Raw genomic sequence first — 18,965 nt, 5'->3', positions numbered from 1 at the left:
GGTCCCGCACCACCCTAACAGCAGGCCCGGCCAACCTGTTGGTTGAGCAGGTTGGCGCTGGTCAGAGCCTCGAGCGTGACGCGACAGTCACGTTCGGCGCCGAACGTGACGGTGCAGTCACGCTGGGCGCAGGAAGTTAAGCTCGACGACCATGACGGTCTCGCGACTGCGCCCGTACGCGACCACGGTGTTCGCCGAGATGTCGGCGCTGGCCGCGCGGATCGGAGCGGTGAACCTCGGCCAGGGGTTTCCCGACGAGGACGGGCCGCCGGCCATGCTGAAGGCCGCCCAGGAGGCCATCGCCGACGGCGTCAACCAGTACCCGCCGGGGATCGGCATCGCGCCGCTGCGACACGCGATCGCCGCCCAGCGCCACCGCCAGTACGGCATCGAGTACGACCCCGACACCGAGGTGCTGGTGACGGTCGGGGCGACCGAGGCCATCGCCTCGGCGGTGATCGGCCTGGTCGAGCCCGGCTCGGAGGTCGTGCTCATCGAGCCGTTCTACGACTCCTACTCGCCCGTGGTGGCGATGGCCTCCGCGCGGCGGGTCGCCGTGCCGCTGGTCCCCCACGGTCGCGACTTCGCCCTGGACGCCGACGCGCTGCGCCGGGCGGTGACGCCACGGACCCGCGCGCTGATCGTCAACTCGCCGCACAATCCGACCGGCACGGTGCTCAGCGCGGCCGAGCTGGCCACCATCGCCGAGATCGCCGTCGCGGCCGACCTGTTGGTGATCACCGATGAGGTGTACGAACACCTCGTGTTTGACGGGCGCCAGCACGTGCCGCTGGCCGGCTTGCACGGCATGGCCGAGCGGACCATCACGATCTCCAGCGCGGCCAAGATGTTCAACTGCACCGGCTGGAAGATCGGATGGGCTTGCGGCCCAGCGCAACTCATCGCCGGTATGCGCGCGGCCAAACAGTATCTGAGCTATGTCGGCGGCGCGCCGTTCCAGCCGGCCGTGGCCTTGGCGCTCGAGCAGGAGGGCGCCTGGGTGGACGACCTGCGCGCCACGTTGCAGGCCAGGCGCGATCGGCTGGCCGCCGGGCTGATCGACGTCGGGTTCGAGGTGCACGACAGCGCCGGCACGTACTTCTTGTGCGCCGATCCCCGCCCGCTGGGCTACGACGACAGCGCCGCGTTCTGCGCGGCGCTACCCGAAAAGGTGGGGGTCGCAGCCATCCCGATGTCGGCCTTCTGCGACCCGGACACGGCACGCGGGCCGGCCGACGTGTGGAATCACTTGGTGCGCTTCACCTTCTGTAAACGCGACGACACGCTCGATGAGGCGATCAAGCGACTGGCCGCACTGCGCGACGCTACCTAGCCGGGCCGAAGCCCCGAGGCCCCATCACCCGCTTGCGCAAGCCCTCCAGCGCGGAGTGCAGGATCTTCTTGCGGGCCCGCGCGACCCAGAACTCCGGCAGCGGGGCCCACGGTTCGACGGTGATGGTGAAGCGCACCCTCGTCCGGTCGTCGCCCAGCCGGCTCAGGTTGTACTCCCCGTGCTGGCCGTGTTGCTGGGCCGTCTTGTGGGCGTCCCACACCATCCAGTCGGGCCCCCAGTGGTATTCGAGCAGTTCGGTGTCGTGGATGCCGGTCACCGCGATCGTGACCTTCACGTGGTGCGGTCGCCCGTCGGGGTGCTTGTCGATGACCTCGACCCGCTTGTGCACCGACGACCATGAGGGCACCGCGTCCATATCGGCGAGCGCCTCCATGATGACCTCCGGAGGCGCATCGATCACGATTTCCGACGATGCTTGTACAGCCACTGCTAACAAGTTAACTACAGCGCCGCGGCCGGCGAGGGCCGAAAACCACAGACGCCGGCTAGTCGGGCTCGGCGGGACGGGTGCCGCGCATCACCATTTCGCGCAATCCCTTTTCCGCCCCGTCGAGGGCGCTTTCGCTGGCCCGCCGGACGATGAACGCGGGCATGGGCCGGCCCGGTTCGACGGTGATGTCGAAGCGCACTCGGGTCTGGCCGACGCCTTCGGGTTTGAGGTTGTATTCGACGTGCTGACCGTGCTGCTGGGAGGTTCCTTTGGCGTCGTAGCAGACCCAGTCCGGGCCCCAGTGATATTCCAGTATCTCCTTGTCGACGAGCCCCAGGATCTTGATGGTGGTCTTGACGTGGTGGGGCCGGCCGTCGGGATACCGGTCGATCACTTCGATGTTCTTGTGCAGCGGTGACCAGGACGAGAGGACGCCGACATCTGTCAGCGCCTCCATGACCACTTCTGGCGGCGCGTTGACGACAAATTCGCGTGATGCTTTTACGGCCACTGGGATCAAATTTAGCAACGCCGGCCCGGGCATGGATCGGTTCGTCGTAATCGATGGCCTACCAGTTGATTTCGTCAAGCGGTGTCGTCGCCGCCGGGGGTCGCTCGACCGGCCCGGGGGGTGTTCGCGAAAAGCGCGGGGCGGGTGCGGCCTGGTCGACGCCGTGGGCGGTGATGACGGTGGACCGCGTCCGCAGGTGGTCGTCGGTCGCGGCTTCGGTCCATGTCAGCACCGGGGTGACGCACGCATCGGTGCCGGCGAACGTGCGCACCCATTCGTCGCGGGTTCGGCTCGCGAACCGTTTCGTGAAGATCTCGCGCATCCGTGGGTAGGAATCCTTGTCGAGCTGGCCGGGCACGTCCTCGGGTGACAGGCCGAGCCCGGCGAGCAACGCCGCGAAGAATTGCGGCTCGATGGCGCCGACGGCCACGTATCCGCCGTCGGCGGTCTCGTAGCAACCGTAGAACGGGGCGCCGCCGTCGAGCAGGAAGGATTCGCGTCGGTCGCGCAGTGCGCCAGTGGACTTCATCGTCCACATCATCTGGGCCAACAGACTCACCCCGTCGACCATCGCCGCGTCGATGACCTGACCCTTGCCCGACCGTTCCCGTTCGTAGAGGGCGACGGCGATGCCGAACACCACCAGCATCGAGCCGCCACCGAAGTCGGCGACCAGGTTCAGCGGCGGAATCGGCGGACGGTCGGCGTAGCCGAGCGCCGAGAGCGCGCCGGTCTGCGACAGGTAGTTGATGTCGTGACCCGCCGTGCGCGCCAGCGGCCCGTCCTGCCCCCAGCCGGTGATCCGCGCGAAGACCAGGCGCGGATTGGCCGCCGCGCAGTCGTCGGGACCGATTCCGAGCCGCTCGCACGTGCCGGGGCGAAAGCAGTCCAGCAACACGTCGGCCTTGGCGGCCAGCTCGAGCAGGGCCTGCGGTTGCGTCTTGACGTCGAGGTCGACGATCCGCTTGCCGCGATGCAACAAGTCCCGGCCCTCGGCCGGCATTTCGAGGCCGCCCGACGGCCGCCGCACCCGCACCACGTCGGCGCCCAGGTCCGCCAGCAGCATTCCCGCGTGCGGCCCCGGTCCGATGCCGCCGAGTTCGATGACCCGCACCCCGGCCAGCGGGCCGCCGCCCACCGTGACTACTTGCCCTTCTTGACCGTGAGCACCCGCTCGCGCAGGGCCTTGGTGGCGGAGTCGATCGTCCCCTTCACGGCACGCTTCAGCACGAAGCCGGGCAGCGGCACGTTCGGGTCCGCCAGCAGCTCGAACTTCACCAGGGTCTTGTCGCCCTGCGGTATCAGGGTGTACTTCCCGTCCTGCGCCTTCTGCTGCGAGGAGCTCACCAGCGTCCAACTCACGGCGTTGTCCGCCCAGGTGTAGGCGACCACCTGTTCGTCGGTGATCCCGGCGACCTTGACCCTCATCCTGACTTGGCGGGGCCGCCCGTCGTCGCCGGTCTCGAGGACCTCCGCGCTCTGGTGCGGTTCCGACCATTCGGGCATCGATTCGAAATCGGCGATGACGTCCAGAATCTCCTCGGGACTGGCTTCGATCACGATGTCGCGGGATTCTTTGAGTGCCATGGCCCGCACGATACTGGCCCGGCGTCCCGCCCGTAATGGATTCGGCCGAGCGTACCGTCGTGCCTGTGACTGATGCCGCGACCGATCCCGCTTACACCGTCGGTGACTACCTGTTGGACCGTCTCGCCGAACTCGGCGTCTCCGAGATCTTCGGCGTTCCCGGTGATTACAACCTGGAGTTCCTCGACCACATCATCGCCCACCCCAGCCTGCGCTGGGTCGGCAACGCCAACGAGCTGAACGCCGGCTACGCCGCCGACGGGTATGGACGGCTGCGCGGAATGTCGGCGTTGGTAACGACATTCGGCGTCGGTGAGCTGTCCGCGGCCAACGCGATCGCGGGCAGCTACGCCGAGCAGGTGCCCGTCGTGCACATCGTCGGCGGCCCGTCCAAGGACGCGCAGGGCACCCGCCGGGCGCTGCACCACTCCCTCGGCGACGGGGACTTCGAACACTTCTTCCGGGTCAGCCGCGAAATCACCTGCGCCCAGGCCAATCTCATGCCCGCAACGGCCCGCCGGGAGATCGACCGGGTGCTATGCGAGGTGCGCGAGCAGAAGCGACCCGGATACATCCTGCTGTCCACCGACGTGGCCCGCTTCCCCACCGAGCCGCCCGAAGCTCCGCTGCCCCGCTACAGCGGCGGCACCAGCCCGCGCGCGCTGGCGATGTTCGTCGAGGCCGCGACCGAGCTCATCGGCGGCCACCGGTTGACCGTCCTCGCCGACCTGCTTGTGCACCGCCTGCAGGCGATCAAAGAACTCGAGGCGTTGTTGGCCGCGGACGTCGTGCCGCACGCCACGCTGATGTGGGGGAAGAGCCTGCTCGACGAAAGCTCACCGAATTTCCTGGGGATCTACGCGGGATCGGCCACCGCACCGGCGGTGCGCACCGCGATCGAAGAGGCGCCCGTGTTGGTCACCGCCGGGGTGGTGTTCACCGACATGGTGAGCGGCTTCTTCAGCCAGCGGATCGACCCGGCCCGGACCATCGACGTCGGGCAATACCAAAGCAGCGTCGCCGGAGAAGTCTTCGCGCCGTTGGAGATGGGCGCCGCGCTCGAGGCGCTGGCCACCATCCTGGTCCGGCGCGGGACCGCGTCGCCACCGGTGGCGTCGCCGCCGGCCGCGCCACTCCCGCCGCCCCCGCCCCGCGATCAACCCCTGACCCAGAAAATGCTGTGGGATCGGCTTTGCCGGGCCCTCACACCGGGCAACGTGGTGCTCGCCGACCAGGGCACCTCCTTCTACGGCATGGCCGATCACCGGCTGCCGCACGGTGTCACCTTCATCGGCCAACCTCTTTGGGGCTCAATCGGTTACACGTTGCCGGCCGCGCTGGGGGCCGCCGTCGCGCATCCGGACCGCCGCACGGTGTTGCTGATCGGGGACGGCGCCGCGCAACTGACCGTCCAGGAGCTCGGCACCTTCTCACGCGAGGGGCTCTCCCCCGTTATCGTGGTGGTCAACAACGACGGCTACACCGTCGAGCGCGCCATCCACGGCGAGACGGCGCCCTACAACGACATCGTCAGTTGGAAGTGGACGGACGTCCCGCACGCGCTGGGCGTCACCGACCACCTGGCGTTTTCGGTCCAGACCTACGGGGAGCTCGACGACGCGCTGACCGCCGCCGCCGAACACAAAGACCGCATGGTTTTCGTCGAGGTGGTGCTGCCGCGGCTCGAGATTCCCCACCTGCTGGTCGAACTCGTCCAACCGACGTCACCGGACGGCAGTCCGCGCCGCTGAAGTTCTACCGCGGATTGGGCGTCCGCTCCGGGGACGATGACCGCAGGATGGCTTGCACCGTCCGCCGGCAGCGACCGCAGTCGGTGCCCGCTCCGCACGCCTGGGCGACTTCGTTGGTGGTCGACGCCCCGCACTCGACGGCCTCGGTCACGGTCTGGCTGGTGACCCCGTTACACAGGCACACGAACACCGGCGAACCTCAGTCCGCCTCGATGCGCATCATGTCGGAGAACCGGCCGACGAACAGCGGGGGGTAGGCGCCGATGCCCGCTCCCGACATCCACTGCGCCGCGGCGTCCGGGTGGTCGATCCACTCCCGCGCGCGTTCTTCGTCGGGGAACTCCTGCAGGATCAGCACCTCGTGGTCGTCGTCGAAAGCCTGGAACACCCAGGTCTTTCGGATGCCGGCCGTGGTGAACCTGTCGATCGCCGTGCTGACTTCGGAGGTCAGCAGGGTCACGTCGTTGACGGACGCGATGGCGGCCACCACGACGCCCGGCGCCGCCGGGGTTTGCGGCGGCTGGGCGATGAACCGGTCGATGATCTCGCCGGCGAACACCGCGGGGATGTCGTCGACACCGGCTTCGTCGAACCAATCGAAGAAGACCCGCGAGCGCAGCAGCTCGACGATCGGCTCACGGCTGTGGACCCCGATCATCACCAGGACCCGGCCGTAGTCGTGAGTCGAGGTGTAGACGAGCACGTGGTGCGCGCCGATGTCGGCCAGGGCCGCCTTGTTGCGTTCCAGCAGCGGCCATACTCGCGACGGGTCCGGGACGCGGTAGTCCGACGCGATCACCATCGAATGAATATCGCCGTTATTCATCGAAGTTGGTCCTTCATCACTTTCCCCGTCGCGTTGAGTGGGAGTGAATCAAGGAACTGTACCGCGCGCGGCACCTTGAACCCGGCCATGCGGTCGCGGCACCAGCCGATCAATTCGTCGGCGCTGACCTCACCCTTGCGGACCACGAACGCCTTGCCCACCTGGCCCATCCGTTCGTCGGGGATACCGATGACGGCCGCCTGCGCGACGGCGGGGTGGTTGAGCAGAAAACCCTCGATCTCGGCGGGATAGGCGTTGAAGCCGCCGACGATGAACATGTCCTTCTTGCGGCCGACGATGCGCAGCCGCCCGGCGTCGTCGAAACTTCCCAGGTCCCCGGTGTGCAGCCACCCCTCGGCATCGATCGCCTGGGCCGTGGCGGCCGGGTCGTCGAGGTAGCCCTGCATGACGCCGTAGCCGCGGACCACCACTTCGCCGTCATCGGCGATGCGCACCTCGACTCCGTCGCAGGGCAGGCCAGCGGTGGTGGCGACATCCTCGAAGGAATCCCCGGGCCGCGACAGCGTCACGTTGCCGGCCTCGGTGAGTCCGTAGCCGGTCATCAACGTCTCGAACGGCAGTTCGCCGTGGATGCGACGGACGAGTTCGACCGGGATGTCGGCGGCGCCGGTCACCGCCGCCCGCAGCGTCGACAGCTTGGACTTGTCGCCGACGCCCAGCAATGAGTGGTATAGGGTCGGCGGCCCCGGAAGCATCGTGATGCGTTCGCGGTCAATGAGTTCCACCACGGTGTCGATGTCGAAGACCGCGACCGGCAGCATCGTCGCGCCGCGCAGGAAGGACGTCACCAGCCCCGCCTTCAGGCCGAACGTGTGGAAGTACGGGTTGATCTGCAGGTAGCGATCGCCCTCGCGCAGATCCGCAAGCGTCGCCCACTCCTCGTACATCCGCAGCGTTTGGCCGTGGTTCAGCATCGCCCCCTTGGGGCGGCCGGTCGTGCCCGAGGTGAAGATGATGTCGGAGATGTCGGTGCCGCTGACCGGCCGCTCGAAGGGCGAACCGCTGGACAAAAAGTCGGACTTCAGATCGATGACCGGTGTCCCGGCCGGCGCGGTGTAATCCTGGTCCAGAAAGCCCTTTTGGACGAAGACGGCCTTCACCTTGCTGCGGACGATGATGTCGCCGGCTTCCTCGGTCTTGAACCGGGTGTTGACCGGGACGAGCACGCCGCCGGCCGTGAGCAACCCGAACGCCGCGATGATCCACTCGGCCGAGTTGGGCGCCCAGATCGCGACCCGGTCACCCTTGTCGATGCCGATTTCCGCGAAAGCGCCTGCGGCACAGCGTATCCGCTCGACGACTTCGGTGAAGGTGAGGCGCAGCGGACCGTCGACGACTGCTTCTGCGTCGCCGAAGCGGTCCGCCGCGCTCAAGACCATCTCGGGGATGGTCCGCCACTCAGGTTCGATTGGCCGGCTCCTCCTCATCGCGCCGCGCGCTCTGCATCGTCGCCGACCGGGGCTCGATTGGTCAGCTCCTCCTCATCGCGCTGCGCGCTCTGCATCGTCGCCGACCGGGGCTCACACCGTGACGAGTCGACCGAGGTTGCCGCCCATGATCTTTGCCTGGTCCTCAGTGGACAGGTGCGACAGCGCCTCGATGTAATAGGTCGGCTCCGCCAGCCCCTCGGGGTGCGGCCAGTCCGACCCGTAGAGCACCTGATCCACACCGACCAGGTTGACCAGATCGTCGATGCCGTCCTCGAAGAACGGGCTGACGTGAATCCGGCTCTTGACCATCTCGACCGGGTCACTCGGGAACGCCTCCGGGGCCTTGCGGAAGACCTCCGCCAGGCCGTCCAGCAACGGGGTCATCCACTTCGAGCCGGCCTCGACGATCGCGACCTTCAGCTTGGGATGCCGGTAGAGCGCGCCGTGAATCACCCACGACCCCACCGAGTCCTGGATCGGCCGCCACTCGTTGAGGATGCCCATCGCGTTGGTCTGGAACGGCAGCATCTCCTGGTCGGCACCGTCCCACTCGGAGGTGTACCGGGAGTAGCCGCTGTCGGACGAGTGCATGCCGACCAGCACGTCGTGCTCGACGACCCGCTCCCAGAACGGGTCGAACTCGGGCACCGCGAACGACCGCGGACCGCGGAAGCCGGGGACCGGAGCCGGGCGGATGAGGATGGCGCGGGCGCCACGCTTGACCGCCCACTCCAGCTCCTCGATCGCCTTCTCGACGATCGGCAACGTGATGACGGGCGTGGTGAAGATGCGGTTCTGGTAGTTGAAGCCCCAGACCTCGTCCAGCCACTGGTTCAGCGCGTGCACCAGGACGTGGATGGCGACCGGGTCGTCACGCAGACGCTCCTCCAGGAGGCTGGCCAACGTCGGGAACATCAGCGTCTTGTCCAGGCCCAGCTCGTTCATCGTCTCCAGGCGCGGGCCGGGCTCGAAGAACGCCGGGATGGCGCGCATCGGCTCGCCGAACAGCTCGCGCTTGCTCTTGCCGTCCGGGTTGCCGTACTTGAAGTACTCCTCCCAGGCGCCCGGCCGGGCGACGACCTCGAAGGTCGGGTTGGGGATGTAGTTGCTGATCTGGCCGCGGATGGCGATCTTGGTGCGACCGTTGACCTGCACGTATTGGACGTAGTCCTTGTATTCCTTAGGCAGGAACTTGGTCAGCGCCTCCGGCGGCTCGTAGAGGTGGTTATCCGCGTCGAAGATCGGGAACGGAACGTCCACCTTGTGGGACAACTGGCCCATGGAATCCTCCTTCTTGATTTGTGAGAATACTATTCTCTACAGGTGCCCAACCGCAACGTGTGCGCCCCGCCGAGCCCGGTTCGGCGCGATGTCAGCACGTCACGATGATTTTGAACGTGGCGGTGGCGGGTTCATTGGGTTTGTCGGTCTGGTAGCCGTTGGCGGTGCCGCTGACGGTGAATTTGTCGCCGGTCATGCTCATGTCGGCGTTGCCGTCGCCACCCTGCGAGTACATCCCGCTGAACCCACCCACGTTCCGGATGCGCACGGACTGGGTCGTCGCCGGCTGCGCGTTCTCGTCGACGACGACCTTGGCACCGGAGAATTCGCTGCCGATGTCGATCATCCGAGTCCACTGCACCTGACCACACTTGACGATGTGGAAGGTTCGATCGTGACCGTTCACGGTCACCGATGCCGTGCTGGAGATGTGGGTCGGTGGATGCGAAGTGCATGCCCCCAGCAAGGCAGCGATGAGGACCGCTCCGGCGGCCACTGTTCGGTTCCGCACCGAGTCACCTCCATCCTCCCAGCGAAAATTCTTTTGCCTGCAGCGATGATGTTATTCTCGCGAAAAGAGAATGCCAATATCGGGTTGGTGTCGAGGAGCGATGACGCATGGTGGACCTGGAGATCGACGACGGGCTGGCGGTGGTCACCATCGACCGTCCGCACGCGCGCAACGCGATCGGCCTGGACACCATGGACCAGCTGGAGAAGGCGCTCGACGCGGCGGCGGGCGCCCAGGCGCTGGTGATCAAGGGCGCCGGAGAGCACGCTTTCGTCTCCGGCGGTGACCTCAAGGAACTGAGCGCGCTGCGGACCGAAGAAGACGCCGCGGCGATGGCCCGGCGCATGCGGTCCATCTGCGATCAGTTGGCGGACTTCCCCGCTCCCGTCGTCGCCGCGCTCAACGGTCATGCCTTCGGTGGGGGTGCCGAGGTCGCCGTCGCCGCCGACATCCGGGTGGCCGCCGACGACATCAAGATCGCCTTCAACCAGGTGCAGCTCGAGATCATGCCCGCGTGGGGCGGGGCCGAGCGGTTGGCCGCGCTGGTCGGAAAGAGCAAGGCGCTCTTGTTGGCCGGCTCGGGAACCGCGCTGAGCGCGGCGGACGCCGAGCGACTCGGCCTGGTGGACAAAGTGTTGCCTCGCGCCGTCTTCGACTCGCCCGACCAAGGGTGGCGTTCTGTGGCACGGTCGCTCGCCCGCCTCCCGGCGACCGAGATAAAGCGGGTGATCCGCGGAGTTTCCCCCGAGGAGGCGATAGCATCCTTTGCACGGTTATGGGTTGCCGACCCGCACTGGCAGGCCGCGGAACGGGTCATGACCCGCAACAGCAAACCTCGCCCGGCAGCCGGAGGAGCGTCATGACCATCAAAATGAGGACGGCGATGCGCGTCGGGTCGGTCCTGTCGTCGGCTTCCCTCTTGGTCGCAGCGGGTGTGCTGGCGGGAAGCGGCCGGGCACATGCCGACGACCTCGTCATGCACCACGTCAAGTACACGGTCTCCACGCAGAACCCGATCTACACCAGCATCTATTACCTGGACCATGAGCCGGCCATTTTCGCCGACTACAGCCACAACCCCTACTCGTTCACGCCGCACGTCGACGTCGACCTCGCACCGGGCAAGCCGTGGAGTTACGAGCTGGACCTGTCAAAACCTGACGTGTATGCGATGGTCGTGGCGAGCACCGGTACCGAACCCGGAACGCCAAACCTTCACTGCGACTTGGCGGTCGATGGCGCCGTCGTCGTATCCAAGGACGGTCCCAAGGGTGTGCTCTGCTCGCTGCGGCATTGGTGAACCACCCAGGTTTGCGGGATATCTTCCATGGGGCGCGGCTCGCCTTCCAGGCGACGCAGATAACTTTCGACCAGCGCCACGGTTTCGGCGTGGCCACCATGAATGCCCACCGCCTGCTCGAGCACCAGGAACCACGACAGGCTGCTCATCAGGACCGTCCATACCACCGGCGGCATGTCTTCCCTGACTTCCCCATACCGCTCCAACGCGGCCGTCACCGCCTGGCGCTGGTCCTCGCGGAGGCGCTGGGCGTAATAGGCGATTTCGGCACGCATCTCCTTACGGTGGTTTGCCAGCGCCATGAATTCCATGGAGATCCGGGTAAACGCGGGGTCGGTGCCGAACCGCCACAGCGCCCACAGCGGCTGCGGCGATTGCAGCAGTCGCGCATGCACGTCGAGCGCTTCCTCGGCGCGGCGGCGGAAGACCTCGAGGAACAACTCCTCCATGGTGCGGAAGTAGTAGTGCACGAGCTGAGGCTTCAGCCCCGCCTTGTTCGCGAGGCGACGGGAGGTCACCGCGGCATAGCCCTCTTCGAGCATCAATTGCTCGGCGGCGTCGAGCAACAACCCGCGGTTTTTCGCGTCCGGCGCCCCGATCCTGCGGGCAGATGTCATGTCCCTGCTCCGTACTGTGTGCCATCCCGTGCCGACCACACGGATCGTATCGTGGCGCGACACCCTCGATCTTGACCCTGACATTACCGCCATGCTAAGCAGGTGCTCAGCACATTTCCGATTTCGAATTCACCGCGGCGGTACCGCTTGCCGCCGATACCACCGGTAAACCCAGCCCAGGGAGACGCAATCCGATGAGCACCTTCGAGTCGATCGACTTCTTCACCGATCCGTCTCTGGTCCCAGATCCGCACCCGTACTTCGACTATCTGCGCAGCCAGAACCCGGTGCTGCGGCTGCCGCACTACGGCGTCGTTGCGATCACCGGTTACGACGAAGCCTGCGAGGTCTACAAGGATCCCGAGACGTTCTCCAACATCGTCGCGCTCGGCGGGCCGTTCCCTCCGCTGCCGTTCACCCCCGAAGGCGACGACATCAGCGCACAGATCGACGCGCACCGCAGTTCGTTCCCGATGTTCGAGCACATGGTCACCATGGATCCGCCGGACCACACCAAGGCCCGGTCGGTGCTCGCCAAACTGCTGACGCCGAGCCGACTCAAGCAGAACGAGGAGTTCATGTGGCGCCTCGCCGACCGTCAGCTCGACGAGTTCCTCGGCCTCGGTGAGTGCGAGTTCATCGCCGAATACTCAAAGCCGTTCGCCACCTTGGTGATCGCGGACCTGCTCGGTGTGCCGGAGGAGGACCACAAGGAGTTCCGCACCGTGTTGGGTGCCGATCGTCCTGGCGCGCGGGTGGGCGCGCTGGACCACGAGTCGGTCGGCATCAACCCGCTGGAGTGGCTCGACGACAAATTCTGTCACTACATCGAGGATCGGCGTCGCGAGCCGCGCGGCGACGTCCTGACCTTCCTCGCCGAGGCGAAGTACCCGGACGGCTCGACGCCCCCGGTGATCGAGGTCGTCCGCTCGGCGACGTTCCTCTTCGCCGCCGGCCAGGAGACCACGGCCAAGCTGCTCAGCGCCGCCCTGCAGGTGCTCGGCGACCGGCCGGACATTCAGCAGCAGCTGCGTGACGACCGCAGCCTGATCCCGGGCTTCATCGAGGAGTCGCTGCGGATGGACAGCCCGGTGAAGAGCGACTCACGCCTGGCCCGCAAGGCGACCAGCATCGGCGGAGTCGACATCCCCGCCGGCACCGTGGTCATGATCCTGCCGGGCGCCGCCAACCGCGACCCGCGCCGATTCGACAACCCGCACGAGTTCGACCTGCGCCGCAAGAACGTCCGCGAACACATGGCGTTCGCGCGCGGTGTGCACTCCTGCCCCGGTGGCCCCCTGGCCCGCGTCGAGGGTCGCGTGTCGATCGAGCGGATCCTGGATCGCATGCCGCACATCGAAATCAACGAGGCCCACCACGGGCCGGCCACCGAGCGTCGTTACACCTACGAGCCGACGTACATCCTGCGGGGTTTGAGCGAGCTGCACCTGACGTTCACGACCGCCGACGCCGTCGCACCCGTGGCCTGAGTCAGACCTGCATGCCGACGAAGTAGCAGCCGAGCAAGACGGCGCCGACCAGCGCCACCCACGCATCGGTGAGTCGGCACAGCAGGACCGGAGCGTTTCGCACCTCCATGAACTCGCGAAAAATGATGCGCACCTTGATGAGTGCGATCACGATGACGCTCGACGTCACCACCGCGCTGGACTTCAGCAATCCGCCGGCGGAGTGATCTATCCATAGGTAGGCCAGCGTCAGCGCCGAGAGGACGAGCCATACGATCATCAGCCGCTTGTTGAATTTGATTGCGATCACCTCACCACGTACAGCAGCGCGAAGATGAGCACCCATAGGAAATCAACGGTGTGCCAATAGGTCGCGCAGGTTTCGACGAGTTGCTGGGCTTGGATGGGCCGCTGCGCTTTTCGCGCCGCTCTGCGGATTTGGTAAACGATGACGCCGAGCGCGACGAAGCCGATCAGCAGGTGCACGAAGTGGATGCCGGTGAGAAAGAAGTAATAGGTGAAGAAGTCGTCGCTGTCGAACCCGTGCCCGATGCCGACCAGCCGGGCCCACTCCAACACCTTGAAAAAGAGGAACATTGCGGCGAAGGCGGCCGTGATGTACACGTCCTTGAGCGCCGCCCGGTAGGCGCCGGCCCGGGCCGACTGAACGCAGCGCGCCACCGACCAGGAGCTCAGCAACAAGACGAGCGTGTTGAAGACCCCGATCCGCAAATCCAGCTGCGCCTGCGAGTGCAAGAAGAGCTCGGGATTGTGGGCGCGGTAGAACAAGTAGAACCCGAAATACGCTGTGAAGACCAGCGTTTCGAACAGCACGAAGGCCCACATGTCCGGCTGGCCCGGCACGGCGCGCTTGTTCGAATCGGCGAGGTCCGTCATCGTGTGGCCACCTCCTTGCGGGGGTGGTCGGGCAGCGGTCCGGTGCCGAAGTCTTCGCGCCGGATCATCTGGAACAGCATGACGATGAACGTGACCTGGTAGATGCCGAACACCACCATGTCCAGCCACCAGGCGATCTGGCCGTTCCAGGCCAAGATGCCCCGCCGAAAGATCCAGCAAGGCGCCACGACAACCTCGGTCAGCGCGTTACACAGGTTGAGATAGCCGAACCACTTGGGGAACACGCGATTCCTGTCGAGCAGGATCGCCACCATCCAGATCAGCGACCCGATCAGGAACACCCCCATGGTCCCGTCGAAAGACAGGAACGCGAAGTCGTAGAGCCAACCGAGCGCTTCGGGGTCTCGCTCGGGTCGCAACGTCCCCACGATCAGCGCGATGTTGAGCAGCAGCATGCCGGGAACCGCGCTGAGCGAGTAGATGATCAGATAGCTGTAGCCGAACGCGGGACTGACGGACATGCGCCGCATCGAGTACGCGATGAGGGCGTTGTTAATCGCGATCATTCCGCTGATGGCGAAGATGACGCCGAAGCCAAACGGTATGCCGAGGTGGCGCTCCGAGAACCAATGGGCTTGCGTCGCCAGATCCCAGGTGGGCTGCGGCGGCGGCTGGACTTGCGCCACGATGAAGAACATCGGAAAGAAGATGTTGTAGAACACCACGAGCGTCCACCACGCCAGCCAGAGTTCGCGTTTGGGGTTGTGCCGCAGATGCCAGGCGAATCGCCGGTGCAGCGGTCCGGCGGGCGGCGTGGCCGGCACGGACGGCGGTGTGATCACCGCGCTCATGCGTCGACCAGTTCCTCTGCGCGCCCGGCGTTCTCGGCGCGCTCCCGGTAGACGGCTTGCCCCAACACCACGCCCGTCACGACGATCCAGACGGCGATCGCCACGTTTTTGACCCAGAAGGACAAGAGCCCGTCCCAGGCCAGCGGGCCGGTCAACGACACGCCGACGAAGGCGGCGGGAACCAGCGCGGCCGCCACCACGAGATTGAAGTGGGCCACCCAGCGGCGGAATACCGGACGCGGCTGATCATCGAAATAGATTGCCAGCGCCAAGATTACGCTTTGGCCGATCAGGAACGGGACGAGGATGGTGAAGGTCATCCAGCCCAGGTCGTTGAGCAGCTGGGTCAGCGCCGGGCTGCGTTCCGGCCGAAAAGCGGCCAGTAACCAGCAGACGTTGGCGACGAGAAACAGTGTCGGACCGCCGGCCGCGCAACCCAACATCGCGTACGAGAAGATCGGCGTCCGATGTGCCATGCGGCGGATCTGCAGCACGATCAGCGCCAGGATCGGGACCAGGCACACGCCGAACCAGTTGAACAGGATCATGCTGTAGCGGATCTCGGGAAGGTGGGCCGGATCGCGATAGAACGCGGCAACCTGGTCCGCCGGCATGGTGGGCGACATCGGCGGGTTGAAGCCGGGAAACAGGAAGAAGGAGGCGATCCAGAGGATCAGCGCCACCGGCAACGTCCAGAGCAGGATCAGCTCGCCGTCGGTCCGCCGGGGCGCGGTGCGCGCAGATTGGTCAGCGCCTGCATCGTTTCGTCCGAGATCGGACATCGGTACTCCTTCCCCGCACGAGATCACCGCACGAGCTCGGCTAGTGAGCGAAGCTAGCCGATCGGCTAGCCTCGGTCAATAGCGTCGTCTAGTCTCGGTGCGTGGGAACAGCACGGCAGCCGGTCGCCGGTGAGCAATTCTGGTTGATCGCGCACAGCGCGGCCCGGACGCGCGTGCTCGACGCCGCCTTGGACCTGATCGCCACCCACGGGGTCAGCGGCACGTCGCTGCAGATGATCGCCGACGCCGTCGGCATCACGAAAGCTGCTGTCTACCATCAGTTCCGCACCAAAGAGCAGATCGTCATCGCCGTGACCGAGCGCGAACTCGGCCGCCTCGCGCCCGCGCTCGAGGCGGCCGAAGCCTACGACGACGGGCCTCAAGCACGAGATGCCTTGCTGGTGGGCGTGATTGAGATGGCCGTTCGCGACCGCCGATTGGTGCGCACGCTGCAATTCGACCCCGTCGTCGTCCGGCTGCTGGCCGAGCACAAGCCGTTTCAGCTTTTCATGGACCGCCTGTACCGGGTGCTACTGAGCGATGCGGGCCTCGACGGCCGGATCGAGGCGGCGATGTTCTCCGGCGCGCTCAGCACCGCGGTCATGCATCCGTTGGTCGCCGACATCGACGACGACACACTGCTCGACCGGGTTACCGATCTGAGCCGCCGACTGCTCGGTCTGCCCCGGCAGACCCGCGACTGACGAGGCTACGTGTCGGCGCGGACCCAGCTCGATATGCCGTCGTGAACGATACAGATCAGGAACAGGCCGTCGGGCGCCTGCGCGACATAGTTCAGGTAGTTCGTGCAGTCGGCGTTTTCTTCCTTGACCCCAGCCATGGGCGGGGAGCGGAACCATCGAGGCTGGTATCGCCTCGGCGACCCGCAAAACATCAACCGTCCGGGTTCCGAGGCGAAGGAGACGTAGCCGTCGGCGACACCGAAGGCGTAGTAGGTGGTGTTGTCACACGGCGCGCCGAGAACCTGATGGGGCATGATGCCCGGGGTGCAGGCGGGGTAGTCGCAGACGGTCGGTCCTGCCGAGGCTGGCGGCGCCGCCACCACACCGGCGCCCAGCAACGCGGCAACCAGAGCCACGATTGATCGCACCCGATTACTCTGCCACACCTGAAAAGAAAATTCTCCTGGTTGGAGAAGATCTCCTTTACCGAACGGTGGTGGCGCCGGGCCGACCGAACGCATGGCCGCCCCGCCCCCCGGCCGGCGCGCATTTCCGCACGTGAAAGCCACGAAGGCGGCCGTCCGGTGCCGGCGTTGAGCCCAGGTTCCAGTGATAAGCTGCTTCTCCGTGCACGACCCGGAGGGACCTGACGTCGACGATCGTAATGACCCGAGGGACGCAATCGATCCCGACGCACCACAGTCGAGCGCAGGGGCCGACAGCGACGACGTAGCGGCCGCGTCAGAATCGGACATAGAAGACGAAGTTGCCAAGGCCGAAGCGCGCGCCGAGGCGGCCCTGGCACGCCTGCTGAAGCTGCGCGGGGCAACCGAAGCCGCGGGCGTGGACGACACCGAAGATGCCGAGCAGCGCCCCGCCAAGTGGACCCGGAAACGGCTGCGGTTGGGGCGGCTTCGACGTCCACGGTGGCTCCGGCGCCCCGGGCGGAAAACGATAGCCGCCGGCGTCGGCATCGTGCTCGCCTTCACGTCGCTCGCCGCGAGCGGCTACATGCTGTGGCAGCACCGCATCGCGGTGCATAACCGCCACCTCGCCGGGGAGTTCAGTGCGGCCGCACGGCAAGGGGTCACGGCACTGATGTCGATTGACCCCGATCATGCCCGGGAGGATGTTCAGCGCTCGATCGATGCCTCGACGGGCGACCAGAAGAACCAGCTATCTGTGCTGTCGCCCCTGATCGTCAATAAGGCCCAGGAAACGAAGGTCGGCACCAAGGTCAGTATCGAAGCCGTCGCCGTCGAGTCGCTGAGCGACAATTCCGGCGTGGTGCTGGTGGCGGCGAAAACCATTCCCACCGGACCGGATAACGCCAAACCTCCACCGGCCTTGTTTCGGCTCAGCGTCAACATGGACCGCGACGACGGCCAACTCAAGATGTCGAAGGTTGATTTCTTGCGATGACCGAGGAACATGGCTCGTCGCCGAACGGCACCGCCAAGCCGGTTGACGACGTGGAGACTTCACCCGCCGGCGCGGGTCCGGCACGCTCGGGTCGGCTGGCAGCGATTCGGCGTCGCGCGCACCGGTATTTGGCACGGTGGCGTTCGATCGTTGCGACAACGTTGGTCATTGCCGCGGTGGGAGTCGCTGCCGGCGTGTACTTCTTCCTGTATCGGCCCGATCAGCAGGTCGGCGACGCGGCGGCGCGCCGGGCAATCCAGGCGGCGTCAGATGGTGCCACGGCGGCGTTGTCGTATTCGTACGAGCATTTGAACCGCGATTTCAACAACGCGAAGTCCCATCTCACCGGCGACTTTCTCACCTACTACAGCAAATTCGCCGAGGAGGTGGTGGCGCCGACGGCGCAGAAGGGGCAACTGACGGCCAGCGCCAAGGTGATTCGGGCCGCGGTCTCGGAATTGCATCCCAATTCGGCCACCGTGCTGGTTTTCGTCGACCAGACCACGGCAAGCGTGAAAAAGAAAGATCCCGAGAAGACGCAGAGCAGCATCCTGGTCACGATGACAAAAGTCGACGGCTCCTGGCTGATCTCGAAATTCGACCCCGCCGGGTGAGCCCAGCCGATCTTGTCCTAACCGTTACCGGGCCGACCGAAGCGGTGTAACGTCATCGCTCGAGGACGCCGCAACCGACGGCGGAAAGGTGCCATAGGCACTCTCGGATTACGCGCTTCGAGGAGCACCTGATGCGTTCAGTCAAAACACTCACCACCGCAACGCTGGTGGCCGCCACTGCATTCGGCGGTTTGAGCACTGCCCCCACGGCCCGGGCAATAACCAAAGAAGACGTGGCGATCAACGGAACTTTCCGGGCCACGTCCATTGGCGATTATGCCCAGACCAACGATCAGTACAAGGGTGAGCCGACGGTCTACCAGGTGTGGACCATCACTTCCACGTGCGACTCAACCCAGGAATGCCATGGCCAGGTGACGAGCGACCAGGGCTGGACCGCCCCCCTGTACATGAACGATGGGGAGATGTGGAAGGTGAGACGCGAAGTGCCGAACTGGGAACGGTGTGAAGACGGCACCACGTTCAGCGGAGTGCAGACCTACTTTTTCTACCCCGTAAACGACAATGGCGGATGGCAACTCGGGTCTCGAGTCTTCGCGGGCAAGGACAAGACGGTCGGCCCCAGCGGTGCCTGCGGGCAGAACCAGTGGCTTGATGTTGCGATGCCGTTGCGCCTGGACCAGCTGTCCTGACCGGGCGGCCATAA

The 18,965-nt window shown here is 66.0% G+C and carries 24 protein-coding genes; 9 read left to right on the top strand and 15 right to left on the bottom strand.

The window, feature by feature from the left end; all coding sequences use genetic code 11:
• Positions 1–151 precede the first annotated feature (151 nt).
• Entirely contained in the window at positions 152–1,333 is a 1,182-nt protein-coding gene (locus W7S_RS04185; RefSeq protein ID WP_014711019.1) for a pyridoxal phosphate-dependent aminotransferase, read from the top strand.
• Here W7S_RS04185 and W7S_RS04180 read toward each other — a convergent pair.
• From W7S_RS04180 to W7S_RS04165, 4 genes are read right to left on the bottom strand one after another with little or no spacing between them, the layout of a single operon-like run.
• Positions 1,326–1,781 carry an SRPBCC family protein gene (locus W7S_RS04180; protein WP_026071396.1) on the bottom strand — a complete coding sequence of 152 codons (456 nt, stop codon included), beginning with the start codon at positions 1,779–1,781 and terminating at the stop codon, positions 1,326–1,328. The two genes, W7S_RS04185 and W7S_RS04180, sit on opposite strands and share 8 nt — an antisense overlap.
• A 58-nt stretch (positions 1,782–1,839) precedes the next feature.
• Entirely contained in the window at positions 1,840–2,295 is a 456-nt protein-coding gene (locus W7S_RS04175) for an SRPBCC family protein (protein WP_041297770.1), read from the bottom strand.
• Between the two features lie 58 nt (positions 2,296–2,353).
• Entirely contained in the window at positions 2,354–3,433 is a 1,080-nt protein-coding gene (locus W7S_RS04170) for a CaiB/BaiF CoA-transferase family protein (RefSeq protein ID WP_014711017.1), read from the bottom strand.
• 5 nt (positions 3,434–3,438) lie between these two features.
• Positions 3,439–3,882 (bottom strand): SRPBCC family protein, encoded by a 444-nt coding sequence (locus W7S_RS04165; protein WP_009951796.1) that lies wholly within the window; start codon positions 3,880–3,882, stop codon positions 3,439–3,441.
• 35 nt (positions 3,883–3,917) lie between these two features.
• Here W7S_RS04165 and W7S_RS04160 point away from each other — a divergent pair, with 35 nt between their 5' ends.
• Positions 3,918–5,633, top strand: a complete 1,716-nt coding sequence (locus W7S_RS04160; RefSeq protein WP_014711016.1) for an alpha-keto acid decarboxylase family protein — start codon at positions 3,918–3,920, stop codon at positions 5,631–5,633.
• 4 nt (positions 5,634–5,637) lie between these two features.
• Here W7S_RS04160 and W7S_RS04155 read toward each other — a convergent pair whose 3' ends face one another.
• From W7S_RS04155 to W7S_RS04135, 5 genes are all read right to left on the bottom strand, one after another.
• Positions 5,638–5,823, bottom strand: a complete 186-nt coding sequence (locus W7S_RS04155; RefSeq protein WP_008253794.1) for a bacterioferritin-associated ferredoxin — start codon at positions 5,821–5,823, stop codon at positions 5,638–5,640.
• Between the two features lie 9 nt (positions 5,824–5,832).
• Positions 5,833–6,459, bottom strand: coding sequence for a hypothetical protein (locus W7S_RS04150; RefSeq protein WP_014379215.1), 627 nt, complete (start codon positions 6,457–6,459; stop codon positions 5,833–5,835).
• The gene (locus tag W7S_RS04145; protein ID WP_081490065.1) at positions 6,456–7,907 is read right to left on the bottom strand and encodes a FadD3 family acyl-CoA ligase; all 1,452 of its coding nucleotides are present in this window, start codon (positions 7,905–7,907) and stop codon (positions 6,456–6,458) included. Before W7S_RS04145 ends, W7S_RS04150 begins: the two co-directional genes overlap by 4 nt.
• 93 nt (positions 7,908–8,000) lie before the next feature.
• Positions 8,001–9,191, bottom strand: a complete 1,191-nt coding sequence (locus tag W7S_RS04140) for an amidohydrolase family protein (protein ID WP_009951843.1) — start codon at positions 9,189–9,191, stop codon at positions 8,001–8,003.
• A gap of 91 nt (positions 9,192–9,282) precedes the next feature.
• Positions 9,283–9,702, bottom strand: a complete 420-nt coding sequence (locus W7S_RS04135; protein ID WP_041297767.1) for a lipoprotein LpqH — start codon at positions 9,700–9,702, stop codon at positions 9,283–9,285.
• 107 nt (positions 9,703–9,809) lie between these two features.
• Between W7S_RS04135 and W7S_RS04130 the strand changes: the two genes are divergently transcribed.
• Both W7S_RS04130 and W7S_RS04125 read left to right on the top strand, forming a co-directional pair.
• On the top strand, positions 9,810–10,565 hold the full coding sequence (locus W7S_RS04130) for an enoyl-CoA hydratase/isomerase family protein (protein WP_014711013.1): 756 nt from the start codon (positions 9,810–9,812) through the stop codon (positions 10,563–10,565).
• A gap of 71 nt (positions 10,566–10,636) precedes the next feature.
• A complete protein-coding gene (locus W7S_RS04125) occupies positions 10,637–11,002 on the top strand; it encodes a hypothetical protein (RefSeq protein ID WP_009951839.1) in 366 nt (121 codons plus the stop codon).
• Here the strand turns inward: W7S_RS04125 and W7S_RS04120 are convergent.
• Positions 10,918–11,619 carry a TetR/AcrR family transcriptional regulator gene (locus W7S_RS04120; RefSeq protein WP_014379211.1) on the bottom strand — a complete coding sequence of 234 codons (702 nt, stop codon included), beginning with the start codon at positions 11,617–11,619 and terminating at the stop codon, positions 10,918–10,920. The two genes, W7S_RS04125 and W7S_RS04120, sit on opposite strands and share 85 nt — an antisense overlap.
• A 194-nt stretch (positions 11,620–11,813) precedes the next feature.
• Between W7S_RS04120 and W7S_RS04115 the strand changes: the two genes are divergently transcribed.
• Positions 11,814–13,109 (top strand): cytochrome P450, encoded by a 1,296-nt coding sequence (locus W7S_RS04115; protein ID WP_014711012.1) that lies wholly within the window; start codon positions 11,814–11,816, stop codon positions 13,107–13,109.
• Between the two features lies 1 nt (position 13,110).
• On the opposite strand, the gene W7S_RS04110 is transcribed toward W7S_RS04115, so the two are convergent.
• Genes W7S_RS04110 through W7S_RS04095 form a run of 4 tightly spaced genes read right to left on the bottom strand, consistent with a single transcriptional unit; the run spans position 13,111 to position 15,579 of the window.
• A complete protein-coding gene (locus W7S_RS04110; protein WP_041298157.1) occupies positions 13,111–13,395 on the bottom strand; it encodes a cytochrome C oxidase subunit IV family protein in 285 nt (94 codons plus the stop codon).
• Entirely contained in the window at positions 13,395–13,985 is a 591-nt protein-coding gene (locus tag W7S_RS04105; RefSeq protein WP_014711010.1) for a cytochrome c oxidase subunit 3, read from the bottom strand. The genes W7S_RS04110 and W7S_RS04105 overlap by 1 nt, the downstream gene beginning before the upstream one ends.
• Positions 13,982–14,797, bottom strand: a complete 816-nt coding sequence (locus W7S_RS04100) for a hypothetical protein (RefSeq protein ID WP_014711009.1) — start codon at positions 14,795–14,797, stop codon at positions 13,982–13,984. The genes W7S_RS04105 and W7S_RS04100 overlap by 4 nt, the downstream gene beginning before the upstream one ends.
• Entirely contained in the window at positions 14,794–15,579 is a 786-nt protein-coding gene (locus W7S_RS04095; RefSeq protein WP_014711008.1) for a hypothetical protein, read from the bottom strand. The genes W7S_RS04100 and W7S_RS04095 overlap by 4 nt, the downstream gene beginning before the upstream one ends.
• A 101-nt stretch (positions 15,580–15,680) precedes the next feature.
• On the opposite strand from W7S_RS04095, the gene W7S_RS04090 reads away from it, so the two are divergent.
• Positions 15,681–16,283 carry a TetR/AcrR family transcriptional regulator gene (locus W7S_RS04090; RefSeq protein WP_009951830.1) on the top strand — a complete coding sequence of 201 codons (603 nt, stop codon included), beginning with the start codon at positions 15,681–15,683 and terminating at the stop codon, positions 16,281–16,283.
• Between the two features lie 5 nt (positions 16,284–16,288).
• Here the strand turns inward: W7S_RS04090 and W7S_RS04085 are convergent, their stop codons facing one another.
• The gene (locus W7S_RS04085; protein WP_041297765.1) at positions 16,289–16,678 is read right to left on the bottom strand and encodes a hypothetical protein; all 390 of its coding nucleotides are present in this window, start codon (positions 16,676–16,678) and stop codon (positions 16,289–16,291) included.
• 211 nt (positions 16,679–16,889) lie between these two features.
• Between W7S_RS04085 and W7S_RS04080 the strand changes: the two genes are divergently transcribed.
• The 3 genes from W7S_RS04080 to W7S_RS04070 all read left to right on the top strand — a co-directional run bounded on the left by W7S_RS04080 (position 16,890) and on the right by W7S_RS04070 (position 18,951).
• Positions 16,890–17,684 carry a hypothetical protein gene (locus W7S_RS04080; RefSeq protein ID WP_014711006.1) on the top strand — a complete coding sequence of 265 codons (795 nt, stop codon included), beginning with the start codon at positions 16,890–16,892 and terminating at the stop codon, positions 17,682–17,684.
• Complete coding sequence (locus tag W7S_RS04075; RefSeq protein WP_014711005.1) at positions 17,681–18,298, top strand: hypothetical protein; 618 nt, start codon at positions 17,681–17,683, stop codon at positions 18,296–18,298. The genes W7S_RS04080 and W7S_RS04075 overlap by 4 nt, the downstream gene beginning before the upstream one ends.
• A gap of 131 nt (positions 18,299–18,429) precedes the next feature.
• Positions 18,430–18,951 (top strand): hypothetical protein, encoded by a 522-nt coding sequence (locus W7S_RS04070; protein WP_014711004.1) that lies wholly within the window; start codon positions 18,430–18,432, stop codon positions 18,949–18,951.
• Positions 18,952–18,965 lie beyond the last annotated feature (14 nt).

The sequence above is a fragment of the Mycobacterium sp. MOTT36Y genome (genome assembly GCF_000262165.1).
GTDB lineage: Bacteria > Actinomycetota > Actinomycetes > Mycobacteriales > Mycobacteriaceae > Mycobacterium > Mycobacterium intracellulare.
Note: the sequence above shows the minus strand (reverse complement) of the source record. Positions and strands in the feature narration are given on the sequence as shown.